Source organism: uncultured Shewanella sp. (assembly GCF_947491715.1).
Classification (GTDB): Bacteria; Pseudomonadota; Gammaproteobacteria; order Enterobacterales; family Shewanellaceae; genus Shewanella.
The window spans coordinates 26,978-45,485 of sequence record NZ_CANLKR010000001.1 but is presented as its reverse complement, the minus strand read 5'-3'; the positions used below and the strand labels follow the sequence as shown (position 1 = coordinate 45,485).

Annotated in this window: 11 protein-coding genes; 3 read left to right on the top strand and 8 right to left on the bottom strand. The window is 42.3% G+C overall.

Features of this window, described 5'->3' with window-relative positions; translation table 11 throughout:
- Positions 1 to 13: 13 nt before the first annotated feature.
- From dsbC to Q0779_RS00135, 3 genes are all read right to left on the bottom strand, one after another.
- On the bottom strand, positions 14 to 775 hold the full coding sequence (gene dsbC, locus Q0779_RS00145; RefSeq protein WP_298768241.1) for a bifunctional protein-disulfide isomerase/oxidoreductase DsbC: 762 nt from the start codon (positions 773 to 775) through the stop codon (positions 14 to 16).
- 188 nt (positions 776 to 963) lie between these two features.
- Positions 964 to 1,866, bottom strand: coding sequence for a site-specific tyrosine recombinase XerD (gene xerD, locus Q0779_RS00140; RefSeq protein ID WP_298768239.1), 903 nt, complete (start codon positions 1,864 to 1,866; stop codon positions 964 to 966).
- Between the two features lie 117 nt (positions 1,867 to 1,983).
- A complete protein-coding gene (locus Q0779_RS00135; RefSeq protein WP_298768237.1) occupies positions 1,984 to 2,727 on the bottom strand; it encodes a spermidine synthase in 744 nt (247 codons plus the stop codon).
- A 200-nt stretch (positions 2,728 to 2,927) separates the two neighbouring features.
- Here Q0779_RS00135 and rluA point away from each other — a divergent pair, with 200 nt between their 5' ends.
- Both rluA and asnC read left to right on the top strand, forming a co-directional pair.
- Positions 2,928 to 3,605 (top strand): bifunctional tRNA pseudouridine(32) synthase/23S rRNA pseudouridine(746) synthase RluA, encoded by a 678-nt coding sequence (rluA, locus tag Q0779_RS00130; RefSeq protein ID WP_298768235.1) that lies wholly within the window; start codon positions 2,928 to 2,930, stop codon positions 3,603 to 3,605.
- 73 nt (positions 3,606 to 3,678) lie between these two features.
- On the top strand, positions 3,679 to 4,140 hold the full coding sequence (gene asnC / locus Q0779_RS00125) for a transcriptional regulator AsnC (protein WP_298768233.1): 462 nt from the start codon (positions 3,679 to 3,681) through the stop codon (positions 4,138 to 4,140).
- 149 nt (positions 4,141 to 4,289) lie between these two features.
- On the opposite strand, the gene Q0779_RS00120 is transcribed toward asnC, so the two are convergent.
- From Q0779_RS00120 to Q0779_RS00100, 5 genes are all read right to left on the bottom strand, one after another.
- Positions 4,290 to 8,156 carry a S8 family serine peptidase gene (locus tag Q0779_RS00120; RefSeq protein ID WP_298768231.1) on the bottom strand — a complete coding sequence of 1,289 codons (3,867 nt, stop codon included), beginning with the start codon at positions 8,154 to 8,156 and terminating at the stop codon, positions 4,290 to 4,292.
- 527 nt (positions 8,157 to 8,683) lie between these two features.
- Positions 8,684 to 11,821, bottom strand: coding sequence for an efflux RND transporter permease subunit (locus tag Q0779_RS00115; RefSeq protein ID WP_298768229.1), 3,138 nt, complete (start codon positions 11,819 to 11,821; stop codon positions 8,684 to 8,686).
- A 13-nt stretch (positions 11,822 to 11,834) separates the two neighbouring features.
- Entirely contained in the window at positions 11,835 to 13,631 is a 1,797-nt protein-coding gene (locus Q0779_RS00110) for an efflux RND transporter periplasmic adaptor subunit (RefSeq protein WP_298768227.1), read from the bottom strand.
- Between the two features lies 1 nt (position 13,632).
- Positions 13,633 to 15,096: a TolC family protein gene (locus Q0779_RS00105; RefSeq protein ID WP_298768224.1), complete on the bottom strand. Its 1,464-nt coding sequence runs from the start codon at positions 15,094 to 15,096 to the stop codon at positions 13,633 to 13,635.
- Between the two features lie 302 nt (positions 15,097 to 15,398).
- Positions 15,399 to 15,851, bottom strand: a complete 453-nt coding sequence (locus Q0779_RS00100; RefSeq protein ID WP_298768222.1) for a hypothetical protein — start codon at positions 15,849 to 15,851, stop codon at positions 15,399 to 15,401.
- 291 nt (positions 15,852 to 16,142) lie between these two features.
- Here Q0779_RS00100 and Q0779_RS00095 point away from each other — a divergent pair, with 291 nt between their 5' ends.
- Positions 16,143 to 18,257 carry a M4 family metallopeptidase gene (locus Q0779_RS00095; protein ID WP_298768220.1) on the top strand — a complete coding sequence of 705 codons (2,115 nt, stop codon included), beginning with the start codon at positions 16,143 to 16,145 and terminating at the stop codon, positions 18,255 to 18,257.
- Positions 18,258 to 18,508: the final 251 nt, after the last annotated feature.

The following is an 18,508-nucleotide window of genomic DNA, read 5'->3' as shown; positions in this document are numbered from 1 at the left end:
ACCTAAATCAACACTATTTAGATGGCGTCGATTCCGCTTTTTTTTGCTCATCCACTTGCTGAAGTATTTTTAACAATTGCTTCGGCGGTTGGTAACCAGGGATCAAGCTGCCATCTTCTAAAATAATAGCAGGGGTACCATTAATACCAAATGCCACACCAAGCTCATATTGCTCTTTAATCTTCGCATCGCAGTTAGCATCTTTAACGGGCTTACCAGCCTTAGCATCATCCATCGCCTTTAATGGATCCGCTGAACACCACACCGCTTCCATCTCATCCGCCGTAGCTGATGGTACACCTGCACGTGGGAAAGCGAGATAGCGAACGGTAATGCCTAAATCATTATACTCTTTCATCTCACTATGCAATTTACGGCAATAACCACAGCTAATATCAGTAAAAACAGTTACGACATATTTTTGATTTTTTGATTTATAAACAAGCATTTGATCTTCAAGTTTCTTCAGCATTTTTAGCCTTGGTCCAGCCATTGCTGCTTCCGTTAAGTTTTTCATGCCGTTATCTAAATCATAAATCGTGCCATGCACTAACTTAGTGCCATCTTGACTAATATACAGCACACCTCGATTTGTTAACGCTTCATATAAACCGGGAATCGATGACATTTTTATTGACATGACATCAACATCAAGAGTTGAGCTCAATTTTTGCTTCAGCATTTGCGCTTCAGCCTTATTAGCATCCGTTGCTGCCATAGCTGCTGGCGATAATGCCATCACCGCCATCAAAGAAAGTACACGAGTAAACTTCATTGGATATCCTAAATAAATTAAGTGTGGATCACGATTCTTATGCTTCATAAGAATAGACCCTGCTTTAACTTCAAAACTTACAGCCTCAACTCATCGAAAGCAACTTTTTTACCATTTTTGGCTGTTTTTCATTCTCATCAATGCCTGTTTTTGACTCAGCACAACTAAAGTCTAACCAACTTATTGCATCAACCTCTTGGGTGATGCATTTTATGTAGTTCAGATAATCTTGCTTTCGCCACATGAGTATAAATTTGTGTCGTCGATAAATCACTGTGCCCTAACAATAGTTGTACCACCCGTAAATCGCCACCATGATTTAATAAATGTGTCGCAAACGCATGACGTAAAGTGTGTGGAGATAAAGGAGAGAGGATCCCCGCTCTAATGGCATAATGCTTAATACGATGCCAAAAAGTTTGTCTCGTCATTTGCTTCGCCCTTTTAGAAGGAAACAGTACATCGCTAGGCTGATTTTTTAATAAACGATGTCGCCCATGACATAAATATGACTCTATTTCAGCCATCGCATATTCCCCAATAGGGACAATACGCTCCTTGCCGCCTTTACCCACAATACGCACAAGACCTTGATTGAGGCTGATTTCTTCAAGCGTTAAACTCACCAACTCTGTGACCCGTAATCCTGTAGCATAAAGTAACTCTAGCATGGCTTTATCACGGCACTCTATTGCGTCATCCACATTGGGTTCTGCTAGCAAGGAACTGACATCATCCTCACTTAATGAATTAGGCAGTTTTCTCGTTAATTTAGGTGCTTGTAACATCTCCATGGGATCGATGTTTATACGATTATTTATCCTTAAAAAACCATAGAATCGCTTAAGGCTACTGACTAAACGAGCACTACTGCTATTAGCAAACCCTTGCTCGAAACGATGTTCAAGATAGGCACGCACATTCGCTTGCGTTACGGCAAGTAACACCAGTCCTTTTTTTTGAATATAAGTATCAAAATGCAGCAAATCACTTCGATAGGCTGATAAGGTATTATCACTTAGCCCTTCTGTTGACCATAATTCATCCAAAAAAGACTCAACAATAGGATCGGAAATAAAATTTGCTTGCATCTCTAAAGCCTCATTCTAAGTCCTATGAGCCTGTCATACCCCACGGAACATTAGCAATATACATTAAACATTTTGAATGCTATTACAATAGCGTCATTTTTAGAATAACAATCAAATTTAAAGCCACATTTTAAATCGAGTTAAACTTCTATCTAATTGGAAGTCTAGCTTTTTTGATAGCATTTGTGCATTAGATTTAAGTTCATTGACACTTTTATTTTGTGGCTGCTTACTGGCGATAATGACCCAATTACCGCCACCGGTTAAACATGCTCGAACATCCGAAAAATGGATTTGTAAATGAGATAATAAGGATAAGTTCTGACTATGCTCTTTCCAGCAATTCAGTACAAGAAAGCCATTTTCTTTCATATTCTTGCTACATAAAGCAATAAAATGCAGTGACAATTGCGCTTCATCCACACCTTCAGCACCATAGATATCGGCAAAAATAACATCCACTTTTTTATGATCATTTTCAGCTAAAAACACACTGGCATCTTGATTGATTAATGTGAGTTTCTTACTTTGAGGTAATTGAAAAAAACGCTTAGATAAGTGGATAACTTGCTCTCGTAACTCAACAGCGGTTATTTTGATACCCGCATCAAAATGCTTAAGTGCATGTATTAGCCCTCCTCCGCCTAATCCCAAAATCATGACTCGTTTAGGCTGACAAAAAAGTAATACCAATAACATCGCCTGTAAATAAGTATGTTGTGGAACATGCGGGGTTAGCTTTAATAATTTACTTTGCTCATCGTTTTCAGCGAAAGCCAATATTCTCACTTCTTTATTGTCCAACACTATTAACGGCCCATATTCATCTAGCGACTCATAAATCACATTAAATTCTGTCACACATTCTCTCTTAACCTAACCCACTTAAGCCCTGTATTCTACTGACAAACCTTTCCCTTAGATAGCTTCACTCTCCTTCTCAACTAAATGACAAAAAATAAATAATCACATTTGCTTAATGCTACCTCTTGCAAGCCTTCTCTTGTAAGAGTATCTTTGCCACGCATTTATTGACTGTATTACGATAGCAAGGGCTTTTCATGAACGATTTTGTTTACTCTCCTCCCACAACCCCTTGGTTAACAGTACTGCACCAAGACAAGGATATTATTGTCCTTGATAAACCTTCCGGGCTGCTCTCAGTGCCTGGACGCGATCCTAAACACAATGACAGTATTTTCAGCCGTGTATTGGCCGAGCATCCCAATGCACAAATCGTACACCGCCTCGATATGGCCACATCAGGTATTATCATTGTCGCCCTCAGGCGCAGCGCAGAAAAAGAACTTAAAAGGCAATTTAGAGACAGAGAAACACAAAAAACCTACTTAGCCCGTGTCGCTGGCCATGTAAAAAACCCTACAGGCAGCATCAATTTGCCCTTGATCTGCGACTGGCCAAATCGGCCAAAACAAAAAGTGTGTCATAATGTTGGTAAGGCCTCTCAAACCCATTTTGAGGTATTAACGCAGGCCAAACGATCAACCTTAGTTAAACTCACCCCAATTACAGGACGCTCTCACCAGTTAAGGGTGCACATGATGGCGCTGGGACATCCCATCTTAGGCGATAATTTTTATGCTGATCCATTAGCCAAAAGACTGGCACCTCGGTTATTATTACACGCTCAGAGCTTAACCATAACGCATCCTTATTCCGGTGAAAAAATGACTTTCACTTGTGATACCCCCTTTATTGAAGCGCAAGGAGAGCAATAAATCTGAGCCTAATAAACTCAGTTCACTGCTATAGCTTAATGACTAACAACCTATTGATACATTGAGGTAATAAATGGAAACGGCATTTAATCGCGATCCTCTCGACAATCAGATCCTTGCCGCCTTAATGCAAGAAGCCCGCACTCCTTTTGCTGAACTGGCTAAACGCTTCTCCGTCAGTGCGGGGACGATTCATGTGCGAGTAGAAAAAATGAAACAAGCGGGGATAATCACAGGTGCACAGATCACCGTCGACCCTAAAGCGCTAGGTTACGATGTCTGCTGTTTTATTGGCATTAATTTGAAAAGTGCTGGCGATTATCCTGCTGCACTGGATAAACTCAATGCCTTAGAAGAAGTCGTGGAAGCTTATTACACCACAGGAAATTTCAATGTTTTTGTCAAAGTTATGTGTCAATCCATTGATGGCCTTCAACATGTATTAATTAACCGCATTCAATCAATTGATGAAATCCAGTCCACAGAAACCTTAATTATTCTGCAAAACCCCATCACGCGTAATGTCAAACCTTAAACGCTTTACTTCTTAAACAAGAGTAGTAGATTTAACACTAATTAAAAATAAAGGCTGAACCCGTATTAACCGGCTCAGCCTTTTCTTTATCGTATTAAAATGAGTGGATAGCGCTTACATAACAACGCCTAATTCATACATTTCACTTATTATGCTGCTAGCTTACGACGCAACCAAGCTAGAGGCAATAATATCATTGCTAACCAACCTAATGAACCACCGCTAGAAGACTTACTTGCCGCTTGTTCATTATCTGCTTCTGGCTCTGGTGTTGGCTCAGGCTCAGCTTCAACTTCTTCTTTCTGAATGGTGATATTTGCTGTCGCTAGCCCCGTATTCCCTTCACTATCTGTCACTGTTAATTCAAATTCAAATAATTCTGAACTTTCAGAAATAACAGGTGCAGTGAAACTAATACTCGCTTGTGCGGCATCAAAAGTGACACTCGTACCCGCAGTTTGTGTCCATTGATAAGTTAACTCATCACCATTAGCATCAGAAGATCCTGTTCCATCAAGTAATACATTCCCTTCTTCTAATGCTGTTTCAGGGAAACTAACCATAGCCACAGGTGCTGCTTGTAAAACACCAAATCCATAGTCTCTCTCTACCGCGTTATCTGCAAAGCTATGTGACAGTGTTAAATTATAATCACTACCAGAAGTTCGAGGAATGATATCAAAACTAACCATCACCTCTTCAGAGTGCTCACTAACCTCTTGTGTGACTTCCCAAGAAATACCATTCTCACTCAATACACCATCATGAGACACATTCATAATTTCATGTTCTGATGGAATAGCTGCTGATAATTGGTAAGTAACATCCTCATTGGTGCTATTAGCTGGAATATTAAAACTCACCGTGGTGAGTTCACCTGCTATCATCTCGGATGATAATGTATGAGTCACAGCAACAGCATCTTGACGTGTCAATAAAAATGGCACTTGCTTAGACGCCGTTTTATCACCAGACTCAACAATTAAAAAGCCTTTTACACTTTGATCCGTATCCCACTTAAAGGTCAAGTCAAAGTTATTATCATTCTCAACAACACTTGCGACAACATTATCACTAAGATACTCATCACCAACAATGATGGAACTAGCCGTAATTAATACCTTGTCTGTTGCACCTGGAGCCGAAGCAGTAAAGGCATCAACCACAACATAGTAAGTCCCTGCAGGTAAGTCGATAAAAGTCACACTTTCATCAGAGGTTGCACCGGCACTACTGCCTATTTTTTCATTGTTATTATTTGCATCAAGAATTCTTAAGTCAACATCAGGTGCAGTTTCTGAAGAAGTCGTGAATGTCACATTATCAACATCATTATCAAAGGTCACGGCAATATAGCCAAACTCACCGTCCGGCACATCAATTTCTTCCGGTTCGACTAATAGAGTCGCTTTATCATAAACCCCAACAGTCATGCCAGAGAGGTTATTTGATGTTAAATCACTGTAAGTCACAACACCTTCTATGCTCGCTGCAGTAATGGATATCTCAGCAGGAATATTATCGGTGCCTTTTTTTACTGCTACAGGCAACTTCACATTCGGTAGATTATTTGCGGTTAAGCTAATATTGGCGAAATTCCAACCATCATCAATCGCTGATGCATCCGCTGTAATCGTCAGCTCTTGAACATTACCTTCAGACAACCTAAAGGTCGTAGGAATAACGGATAAACCTAATCCGTCAGTCACACCTTCAGTGCCTACTGTCCACGTTGCATCCGCTGTCGCTTTAACAAGCCTTGTCCAAGTACAAGTATCGACACATTGCGAGTTAGCCATGGTTGGCAAGTTTATTTCAAGTGGCTTACCCCCAATGCCTGGGTTAGCAGCCATATAGCCTTCATAAGTCTCATCCATGATAAGACCGGTTTGTGCTGCCGCTGAGATATTGGCGTAACCTGCACCCATATCAAAGAAATCTGATGGCGTCACACCATCTTCTTTAAAGGTATTCTGATCGGCTGTTAGCATTAGTGCCGATTGCACTTCAGCTGGCGACCAATCAGGGTGTAACTTGGCAATTAACGTCAAGGCACCCGCAATATGCGGGCTGGCCATAGACGTACCGCTTAGAAAGCTATAATCACTGGGGTTAGGGTTTTCTTTAAATTTATCTGACTGCTCATCCGCATAAGCAGCATAAATACTGACACCTGGCGCTGCAATAGAAGGCACTATGATATCTGGAACCGATTTATTAGCACCCCTTGACGTAAAAGCTGCAGCAATGCGTGCCAAGCTTTCATCTTTGACAATCGAGGTTCCTGAAATACTCGCTGTATGATCAGAGCCGGTTGCTAACCAAGTTCTTAATGCATCACCTTGAGTGGCATCGATATGAATGGCAGGAAGCGTATGTGCATCAGCAACCACACTGCTCGCGCCACCTTGAACATTAGCCAGTACAAGGCCTGCTGCACCGCCTGCAAGGACATTCTGCCCCTTAGCTGTTCGTGCAATGGCGCCGCGATCACACACCACAATAGTATTATCGGCAAAGGTCTCTTCAGGGAAAGGTTGTAAGCATTGCGCAGGGTCTCCATCAGGATCATTGGCATTAGCAAAATCCCCCGCATAAACAATAGAGCCACTAAATGCACCAGAGGCCGCTTTACCCGTTAATGTACTTGGCGCTGTTGTGTCACCACCAGTAAATTCTGATAGTGTTTTATCGCTATAATCTCTGTCATGGGTATAAGCTGCCACTGTGGTTAACCAAGGTGCATCCCCAGGCGATCCAACAGTTTGTGGATCTGGGCCATCATTACCAGCCGATGTTGCTACATGAATGCCCGCTTTACGAGCCGCTAAAAACGCCAGCGCGTCTGCATCTTGCCATGGATCGCTCGTGCCGCCACCAATAGAATAGTTAAGCGCATCCACGCCATTTTCTATGGCATGCTCAACGGCTAATACGGTTAATGATGGGTAACAACCATTAAAGCCAATGGCGTCATCATCACCAGGCTTACAGACTTGATAAGAAACAATATTGGCATGAGGTGCCACACCTGACATCGCATCAAACGAAATACCTAGTGGCTTACCGTCGACATCAGAAATGGGTAAATCATATAAGAAATTACCCGCCGTGGTGCTGGCAGTGTGAGAACCATGACCATCATGATCTTCACCATTTTGTGCCACATCAGGGTCATAATAAGGATATTGATCGGTAATAAGCGGCCAGCTATGTACGCCAATTAATTTGTCATTACACAGCGCTGGGTAATCGGCGGCACAATCCCCTGAATACACGCCTTCACCCCAAGGGTTGGTATGATCATAATTATCACCACCAACATCGGCAAATGAAGGATGGTCACTATTAATACCCGTATCGATGATCCCCACAACCATGCCTTCACCATGAGTTGCTGTGCCACTGGCACTACCATCCCAGACGGCTGGCGCTTGAATAATAGCAGGGCCTGCATCCGTTTGCGTGTGACGTAAAACTTCACGCTTAATATGGGCAACACCACTGACTAATGCCAGCTTTTTGGCTTCAGCTTGCGTCATTTCAACCACCATACCGTTGTATGATAGGTTAGTTCTTTGTTTTATTTTTAAAGTGCCTAACTTAGATTTTGCTTGATTAATCACACTGTCTTGGCGATTAGTCAAATACTGACGATACGCTTTTACATCAGAGTCATTAACATCTAATTTTCGACTCTTTCCTTCAGTTACAGCAGGACTCGTCGCTTTAAATCCTTGAATATTACCCTCATATAATGCCACAGGACTGTCATCGAAACGAACAAAGTAACGATGCACACCCGCATCTAAATCATCTTCAGGAATAAACACTTTCTGACGACTTTGACCATTAACAAAATTAAGATCTTGTTGTAATTTTAAATTTACCGACTGAATCGTGTCAGCGGGTAAATCAGGTTTCGTGATGGATACACTGTATTGCTCTGAGGCCTGCACGCTCATCGCCATGGACATTAACGCTGCTGAAACAGCAACTGCAACTGGACTTCTCATTTATTCTTCCCTTTACATCTTTGAGATGCTTTTTATTTATAATTAAGGCTTAGATTATTACCGCTGCAATGCTCAGAAAAAACGCCTCGGTTCTGAATCAATTAACAACGACCAATCCCTTCCATAAAATCGAGAATCATTTTTTTAACACAAAATTTTCATTTCATCAAACTAAATAATGATAGAAACATCAATACGATCAATTACTAGAACAAGGTTAAGAAGAGAAAAAACCTGATGGACAAGGAACGACAAAGTGATTAACACTGAAATTTGCATCACATTAAACATTAACTAACATACTGAATAAAATAGTAATAAATGACTATATAAATTGAATAACAAATGAAGAAGTGATGTTAACAAAACAATCACTCTTCACATAAAATACTTCAATCAACTGTAAATAATAAAATTTTTGACTATGTGAAAAAATTAAAATTTCGACAAAATCAGTTGAAAACGGGTTCCATGTTAAATTTTTGATACTGGTGAGATAGAGGTATCACCATAATGAGAGCCAAACTTCATGACTCTTTTATTTGTTTTTTTATCCCCGACCAACGCCACAAATAAAACACCACGGGTAATACCAGTAAGGTTAAGATCACGGCGCTGATCATGCCGCCCACCATAGGGGCCGCAATGCGGCTCATAACTTCAGAGCCTGTTCCTGTGCCGTACAAAATAGGCAGTAATCCGATAATAATCGCAGCGGCTGTCATCATCACAGGACGCACCCGTTGACCTGCGCCATGTAATACAGCATTAAAGAGATCCGCTTTAGTGATCGGCTGCTGTTTTTGACTGTGAGCCTCTTTCATCGCTTGAAATGCCTGATTTAAATACACCAACATGATGACGCCAATCTCAACAGCCACCCCCGCAAGCGCAATAAAGCCCACTCCCACAGCCACCGAAAAATTAAAACCTTCAAGGTACAGTAGCCAAACACTGCCCACCATGGCCAATGGCAAAGTCCCCATAATAATGGCCACTTCAATGAAGTTTCTAAAATTGAGAAACAACAGCACCACAATAATGGCAAGGGTGAGCGGCACCACATAGCTCAGCTTGGCTTTTGCCCGTTGCATGTATTCATACTGTCCAGCCCAAGTGATTGAATAACCTACCGGTAAATCAAGTTTCTCTTGTAAAATTTGGCGAGCATTTTCAACATACGTGCCCACATCCACGCCATCGATATCAATAAATGCCCAACCATTTAAACGGGCATTTTCAGATTTAATTCCCGGTGGGCCATCTTCAATAAACACATTCGCCACATCCCCTAATGAAATGCGTTGGCCGTTAGGTGTCACTATCGGCAATAAGGATAACTGCTCAGGAGAGTCTCGATAATCTTGAGGATAACGCAAGCTCACCGGATAGCGCTCCAAACCTTCAACGGTTTGAGTGACATTCATGCCCCCAATCGCTGTCGCCACCACTTGTTGAATATCAGCAATATTTAATCCATAACGCGCCGCCTTGCCCCGCTGAATATCCACTTTGACATAACGCCCTCCCGCCACACGCTCCGCATAAACCGATGTGGTGCCCGGCACATCTTTTAAAATCGTTTCTATTTGTTTACCAATATTCTGAATAACATCCAACTTTGGCCCCGCTATCTTAATGCCCACTGGCGTTTTAATCCCCGTGGCCAACATATCAATACGGGTCTTAATGGGCATAACCCAAGCATTGGTGACGCCAGGAAACTTCACTAAGGCATCCAGTTCCTTTTTGAGTTTCTCTGTTGTCATGCCTTTACGCCACTGATCATGAGGTTTTAGCTGAATAAAGGTTTCAATCATAGTGAGCGGCGCCGGATCAGTGGCCGTTTCTGCACGGCCCACCTTACCAAATACGGTTTTCACTTCGGGCACCGTTTTTATTAACTTATCCGTTTGCTGTAATAGTTCTCGCGCCTCCCCTATTGAAATCCCAGGATACGTCGTCGGCATATACATCAAATCCCCTTCATCCAATGGTGGAATAAATTCACTGCCAATTTTATGCAGTGGGTAAATGCCAATACCAATGAGGATTAATGCAGCAAGCAAAGTGGATTTAGGAAAACGCAATACCGTTTTCAAAGCAGGCATATACAATGAGGTGAGCAGTCGATTAACGGGGTTTTTATGCTCAGGTAGCACTTTCCCACGAATAAAATACCCCATGAGTACTGGCACTAAGGTAATCGCTAAAGCAGCAGAAGCGGCCATCACATAGGTTTTAGTGAAGGCTAATGGTGAAAACATTCGCCCTTCTTGTGCCTCTAAGGTAAACACAGGAATAAAGCTCACTGTAATAATCAGTAAACTGAAAAATAACGCCGGCCCCACTTCCGTAGCAGAATCAATGACCACTTGCCAACGATTCTCTTTAGTCAATGGCGTATGTTCCATGTGTTTATGCATGTTCTCAATCATGACAATGGCCCCATCTATCATGGCACCAATGGCAATGGCTATTCCCCCCAGCGACATAATATTGGCATTAAGTCCCTGAAAATACATGACCACAAACGCCATTAAAATGCCCACAGGCAGACTCACTATGGCCACGAGTGATGAGCGAACATGAAACAAAAATACCATGCACACTAATGCGACAACCACAAACTCTTCGAGTAGCTTATGACTTAAATTACCCACCGCGCGCTCAATCAAGGCTGAGCGGTCATAAACAGGAACAATTTCAACGCCTTCAGGCAAGCTTTTCTTAAGCTTTTTCAGTTTTGCTTTGACACCATTAATGACTTGCTGAGCATTTTCGCCAAAACGCATCACCACAATGCCGCCTACGGCTTCCCCTTCACCGTTAAATTCTGCGATGCCACGACGCATTTGCGGACCAGTACCAATATCCGCCACATCTTTTAATAGCAAAGGCGTGCCATTTTCATTGGTTCCCAGAGGAATGTTTTCTAAATCTTGAATACTTTTGATGTACCCCGTAGCCTGTACGATATATTCCGCTTCAGCCATCTCCACGACAGAGGCACCAATTTCTTGATTACCTTCTTGTATCGCGGTTTGAATGAGTGACAAAGGAATACCAAAAGCCCGCAGTTTATCGGGATCCACTTTCACTTGATATTGCTTTACCATTCCTCCCAACGCCGCCACTTCTGACACGCCCGGCACAGTCTGTAACTCAAATTTTAAAAACCAGTCTTGTAGACTGCGCAGCTGGCTTAAGTCTAATTTCCCTGATTTATCAATTAAAGCATACAAATACACCCAGCCCACTCCAGTGGCATCAGGGCCTAACTCTGACTTTGCATTAGCGGGTAAGCTGGATGTCACTTGGCTTAAATATTCAAGCACACGAGAACGAGCCCAATATAAATCGGTTTTTTCATTAAAAATGACATAAACATAGGATGCGCCAAAAAACGAATATCCCCGTACTGTTACCGCTCCAGGCACAGATAACATTGCCGTTGTCAGTGGGTAAGTCACTTGATCTTCAACAACTTGCGGCGCTTGTCCAGGGTAATCTGTTTTAATAATCACTTGCACATCAGATAAATCAGGGATCGCATCAACGGGCGTATTTTTGACCGCATATAGCCCTATTCCCACAAGAATAAAAGTCGCTAATAAGATAAAAAATCGGTTATGAACCGACCAACGAATAATAGAAGTCAGCATACTTTTCTTTCTCCTATCCTGTTACATGGGCTTGTGAATGTGCACTCATGGCACGAGTTTCATCATTTGACTCAGCCTGGTTTGACTTGACCTCACTCGATTTGGTCTCATTGTCGATATCGATTTTATTAATAATGAACTCGCCTTTTCTCACTTTAAAAGTGAACTTCACGCGCATCCCCTTTTTAAACTGATGAATGTCGATAGTTTGACTGAGGATGAAATCCAGTGTTGCGGCGGGACGTCCCCACTTTTTGATGGGCCCTCGACTGATATTGAGTTTATTGTCCGACAAGTTAACGGCATTAATGACCCCTGTGGTCGTGGCAATATTGAGCTGACTGCTGTCACTCTTGTGATGAGTCATTTGACTGGCCCTATGACTCATTCCTTTTATACTGCCCATGCCATTATCCATGCTGTCCATATCATGATCCATGCTGCCCATGTCATGATCCATACTGCCCATATCATGACCCATGCTGCCCATGTCATGTTCCTTGCTGCTCATGTCATGATCCATGCTGTCCATATCATGGCCCATACTGCCCATGTCATGATCCATACTGCCCATATCATGACCCATGCTGCCCATGTCATGATCCATACGTTTAAAATCGGATGTTTTACTGGACTCAGAATCAAGCAAAAATTGCGCTGAACTCACTACTTTCTCGCCAGCTGTTAATCCTTTTAAAATTTCAACATTGTTCTCATCAAAACGCCCCGCAGTCACTGCAACAGATTTAAAACGTCCTTCACCTAACGCAAGTACAACCCTGTCTTGGCTACCGGTTCGAATAAGGGCTTCTTTTGGGATCAGTAACGCTTTATTACCCTCACTCACATCAATTTGGATATGGGCGAACATATTAGGTTTAAACTCGCCTTTATCATTATGAAACTGCAGCCTCACCTTCATGGTGCGGCTCTTAGCATCAAGGCTGGGATACACATAATTGATCTTGCCTTTAAACGTTTTGCCAGGCAGATAATCTAAGGTCATCATCACAGGCATACCCACTCTCACCTGCGCAGCTTGGCTTTCAAACACTTCAGCTTCAACCCACACATCCGCCAAATTCCCAATCGACATGAGTGTCGATCCCGGTTTAACATAAAACCCTTCACGAATATTGAGCTTTTCAACCACACCATCTTGCGGAGAGTAAAAACTAATGGTTTGCTGCACTTTTTTGGTTTTTCTCAATGCCGTGATCACAGACTGAGGCAATTGCAATGCTAATAATCGCTCTTGCGCTGCTTTGATCAATCGTTTATTTTTCCGATCAATGGCCAACAAAAACTCTTCTTGTGCATTCACAAGTTCAGGAGAGTAGATATCATAAAGTGCTTCACCTTCTTTAACGGGATCGCCCACAGCCTTCACATGTAATTGCTCTATCCAGCCCTCAACCCTAGGGTGTATATGAATAATCGTATCTTCATCATAAGTCACATACCCTACCGTCGCGATTTGTGAATGCAGCGCACTGTATCTTGCAATGGCCGTTCTCACGCCCAAATTGTTCACAACATTAGGCGATATTTTAATGGTGCCAGGCCCCTCATCAGGCCCTTTTCCCCCATCGTCATAGACAGGTACCAAATCCATCCCCATGGGAGATTTTCCCGGTTTATCCCGTTTATAATTGGCATCCATCGGCGCCACCCAGTAAAGGATTTTTTTCTGAGTCTGGACTTGTGTTTGTGCTTGTTTAAGTGACGTTTCCTGAGTCAATTGTTCATAAGCCAATACCAAAGCGGCGCCGATTCCAAGCCCTACCAGCAAAGATTTTATATTCATCATATTAGTGTTCCCTCTTTGCGCCAATGGATTGGCTTGCTACCTTACGTTTTACTTGCTCAAATTTGGCTTGCTGCTGCTCACCAACAAATAAATAATTAAGCCCTAAACGGATTTTTTGTTGTTCAACATCGAGTGTTAATTTGTCTATTTCGGCATTGAGCACGGTAATGCGCGCGCGAACCACATCAGAGAAGTCACCCTCATCATTGGTATAGGCGGTAAGTGATGCTTCAGCTTCATCATTGACTTGCGGAAGCAATTTTTGGGTATACAAATTGATCCTGTGCTCGACACTGTACAAGCGCCCGGTATCACTCATATAAATGCCCAATAGATCTCTTAATAACAACATCTTGTCTGTTTTAACCGCTTCAGTATCTGATACCGCCGCCTTCACTTCTTGATCTTGCCTGTTATCGGTAAAAATCGGTAAATCAAAACTGAGCCCCACAGACATAAAATCGGAACGACTCTGCCCTGTCGGATCGTCTGCTCTGTAACCATAACTGGCATTGACTCCCCACTCTGGCTTATATTTTTGATTAGCAATGGCAATGCCAGTTTTTATTGCGCTGATTTTTTTATCCACGGCCATAACGGCGGGATGTAAGGCTAAAAATGGCATTAAAGTTTCGGGACTCACGGTTTTTCCTGAAGTAAATAACTCAGTATGGCGCAGTTGAATATTGGGTAATAGATTGCCTATCTCAATATTCGGCCCTTTGCCCTGCAGGGCGTGATTGGATAATAACCGAGCTTGTCCAGGGGTTGAAAAATCACTCAACCATTGAGCAAGCTGTCCTTTCAATCGATACTCTTGCTGCTTTAGGGTATCCACTCGCTCATCTAAGCGTGTTAACTCCAACTGCGCACGAATAATGTCTTTTTGAGCCGTTCTGCCTACCGCAGACGAGTAACTGGCTTGAGTAATATCCACCAATTGCTCAAATAAGGCATGATTGTCATGAATAAGCCTGATACTTTGCTCAATTTGATAAATATCAAGCCATAAACTCCCCACCGCGACAGCCACTTTTGCGGTTCTATCTTCCCGTAAAAAAGGATAAGCTTCACTTTGAATCGCTAACTGCTGCTCTTTTAAACTTAACGTATCCCCTCGCGAGAAAGACTGAGAAACCCCCACTTTTAATTGCGTCATGGCCTCTTGTCCTAAATCAAAGCTGTTTACCGGTAGGTTTGCCATACCCAGTGATATTGTAGGATCAGGCAAGGTGCCTGCAAATTTGCTTCTGGACACTATTGCCTGTTGCTGATGGAAATTGCCCGTTATCCAAGGATCATTTTTCTGCGCCAAATGAATCGCCGCGTCGAAACTTATCCCATCCACAAGATAAGTCGCATCATTTGCTTGGCTTTGAATAGTCATCCCGAAAAAAAGTATGACACTTAATATCATCCACTGACTTCTTTCTCTACACGCCTGCTTATCGATTGTCTTACGCATTCGACAGCTCTCCTTCACTTTCAATTATGATGATATTAGGATCATGACAAGTAATAATGCCCTCAATCGAAGACACAATGCGTGTTAACAAACAGAAAGCTTTGCATGTCATGAACCATTTTATTTAGTCTTGACTGAAATCATTCATTATTAAGGTAGGACTATTCCAACAAGCTCCATGATGGAATCAATACTCAGCCAACAAACAGCAAAAATCACACAGCATGAGTGGCAAGCATTACCTAAAATATAAGAACAATTAGCCTGATTTAACAAGCAACTAAATCGAATTTATCGTTATTTTATATAAAGTGAGAGATAGGAGGGCGATATAAGGTAGGGTTTATGGGTGACGATATCGCCAGTGTAGCCGAACTGAGTCGATTCACTAATAACAATATGGGCATATGGGAATGTAACTGCTGAACCACCACCGGACTCGTGCAAGACAATAAAGTACAGGTGCATTGCTGACATGGCTGATGCGCAGCTTGAACACTCTCTTGACTAATTTTATTCGTGGCACTCTCAGCACAAGATGAGCTAATAGCGGACTGACTATGACGTTGAGCCGGTCCTTTTGTGAATAAAACTGAAGCCAAGCTCCCCATTTTCATATCCGTTTGCATGTTCATTTCAGTCATATTCATCTTATCACAAGACATCATAGTGCCCGCCAGTGATTGAGTGATAAAACTCAAGCACAGTAGCAACACAAAAAATGCGTTATAAATAGAATGACTGATTAATCGCACGTAAAAATCTCAATACAAAATGGCCGTTTAGCATAACATTAAGCAATAACTATTCAAGTTAAATTCCTCACTTCCTATAAAGAAATGCGTTGGCCATCTCATGCTTTTTGAGGAGAAGATCACTCTTTTATCCTATTGCCGATTAAAAGCTAACCTCATAGGATAATCAATTGTTTCCTAATAAATAATAGCGGTTAGGCTCATTTTTTTGAAATGGATGTCATCGAACTGATGCGCTATCACCATGATACATCAGTCTTCTCAATTGCACGTTAATGGATATATTAAATAATGAAAAAAAATAAGATTAACGCCCTCTTCGTCGCACTTTCAGCAGGTCTCTGCTCACCAACCTTTGCCGCTAATAGCATCACACTCTCAAACAATATCTCATCGATATCGACCAATGACCTCACCCATGCTCTTGCATTAGAAAAAGGCACAGATTTCAACTTAGTAAAAGAAGTCATACTCAATCAATCTCAAGTAAAACAACGTCTACAACAAACCTTTAATGGTATCCCTGTCTTTGGCCATACCCTAAGTGCCAATGTCTCTTCCATGGGCATTTATTCCAATCTCAATGGCAAAGTGCTCAGGCAAATCAGTAAACCAAGCAGCTTCATTAAACCCGTATTAACAAGTCAGCAAGCATTAACCGCCTCTCGACGTACACTTATGAACAGCGATAATCACTCGCTATCCACCCATAACGAACAAGCGAATTTATGGATTTACTTAGATGAAACTAGCCAAGTTAGACTGGTTTATATCACTTCTTTCGTCCAATACGGTGAGCACCCTACACGCCCTTTTAGTATTATTGATGCCCATAATGGCGAAGTACTCAAACGTTGGGAAGGCCTTAACTATGCAGCCGTTGGAACTGGACCTGGCGGTAACATTAAAACAGGTCAATATGAATACGGCACTGATTTTGACTTTCTCGATGTCACAACCGATAACAACACTTGCATCATGGACTCCCCCAATGTCAAAACCATCAACTTAAATCATCGTTTTGATGGCAGCCAAGCGTTTGAATACACTTGTCCACGTAATAGCATAAAATCGGTCAATGGCGCGTTTTCACCGCTCAATGATGCCCATTTTTTTGGTAATGTTATCTATAACATGTACAGCGAATGGTATCATACTGCGCCACTCAGTTTTCAGTTAGCCATGCGTGTCCATTATTCAAAAGGATTTGAAAATGCCTTTTGGGATGGCAGCGCGATGACATTTGGTGATGGGCTTGAACGTTTTCATCCACTCGTCAGTTTAGATGTTTCCTCTCATGAAGTCAGTCATGGCGTCACAGAGCAAAACTCTGGTCTGATTTATGTTAATCAGTCGGGCGGCATGAATGAAGCTTTTTCCGATATGGCAGGTGAAGCCGCCGAGTTTTATATGCATGGCAGTAATGACTGGAAAGTCGGTGCGGATATCTTTAAAGGCGATGGTGCATTACGTTATATGAATGACCCCACCCTTGATGGCCGTTCAATCGATCATCCTGATGATTATTTCGATGGCATGAATGTGCATTACAGCTCAGGGATTTTTAATAAAGCCTTTTATACCTTAGCGACCAGCCCTAATTGGAATACCCGTAAAGCCTTTGAGGTCATGCTACTGGCAAATCAAATTTATTGGACTGCAGACAGTCATTTTTGGGATGGCGCCTGCGGTGTTAAAAATGCGGCTGTTGACTTAGGCTACAATGCTAACGATATCGAACATGCCTTTAACGTGGTCGGGGTCCAGCCTTGTATTGAACCTGAGCCCACTCCCTTGCCCGACCCTATTCCACTCATGGTTAATACACCCATAGAGGTCTTCGCCTCAACAGGCAATAAAACCTATTACACTTTTCAGGTTGAGAATATATCCAATGACATCAGAGTGATCCTGTCAGGAGGAACAGGTGACGCCGATCTGTATGTTAGAGCCGGCGAAGCGCCCACTTTTAGTCAATTTGATTGCCGTCCTTACCAAGCGGGTAATGATGAAACTTGCGATTTACCCGGATCGGAAGCGGGCACTTATTGGGTGATGCTGCACGCTTGGTCAGCTTATGACAACGCCACATTAATGGCGCAGTCAACAGCCACGCCCCCCAACCAACTGCCCATTGCCGATTTTTCTGCTCAGATCATTTCTGGTGTAGCCCGTTTCAACAGTTTAAGTGTGGATAACGATGGTCACATCACCCAATGGCTGTGGGATTTTGGCGACGGCCATCAAACCCAAGGTGAGCATGTCATTCACAAATATACTCAGTCGGGTGAATATCAAGTCACGCTTCAAGTCAAAGACAATCTGGCTGGCAGTGGCACCAGCGTCCAATCCTTTGTGATTGATATTGCGGATGTGCATTTACCCCTTACAACCCAAGTGAAGTGAGTCATTAATCCTCCCGCCTCAAGCATGCCAACATCATTTATGTTGGCATGCTTATCTTTTGACTTTACTATGACTTAGGCGGCTTTAAGCTTTTATTATCATAAATTTCTTGTCATAAACTCTGACTTATTCGGTAATAAGGCCATTCCGTCCCCGATAATTTGGCTGTAATACACATTTCACAATCATACTCTCTTCATCAGAGATAGCCTTATTTAACAATGTTTAATCTTAATGATTGAGTAATGCAT

Coding starts and splice junctions, on each gene's coding strand:
- dsbC (WP_298768241.1), bottom strand. CDS start 775: ATGAAGTTTACTCGTGTACTTTCTTTGATGGCGGTGATGGCATTATCG.
- xerD (WP_298768239.1), bottom strand. CDS start 1,866: ATGCAAGCAAATTTTATTTCCGATCCTATTGTTGAGTCTTTTTTGGAT.
- rluA (WP_298768235.1), top strand. CDS start 2,928: ATGAACGATTTTGTTTACTCTCCTCCCACAACCCCTTGGTTAACAGTA.
- asnC (WP_298768233.1), top strand. CDS start 3,679: ATGGAAACGGCATTTAATCGCGATCCTCTCGACAATCAGATCCTTGCC.
- Q0779_RS00120 (WP_298768231.1), bottom strand. CDS start 8,156: ATGAGAAGTCCAGTTGCAGTTGCTGTTTCAGCAGCGTTAATGTCCATG.
- Q0779_RS00115 (WP_298768229.1), bottom strand. CDS start 11,821: ATGCTGACTTCTATTATTCGTTGGTCGGTTCATAACCGATTTTTTATC.
- Q0779_RS00110 (WP_298768227.1), bottom strand. CDS start 13,631: ATGATGAATATAAAATCTTTGCTGGTAGGGCTTGGAATCGGCGCCGCT.
- Q0779_RS00105 (WP_298768224.1), bottom strand. CDS start 15,096: ATGCGTAAGACAATCGATAAGCAGGCGTGTAGAGAAAGAAGTCAGTGG.
- Q0779_RS00095 (WP_298768220.1), top strand. CDS start 16,143: ATGAAAAAAAATAAGATTAACGCCCTCTTCGTCGCACTTTCAGCAGGT.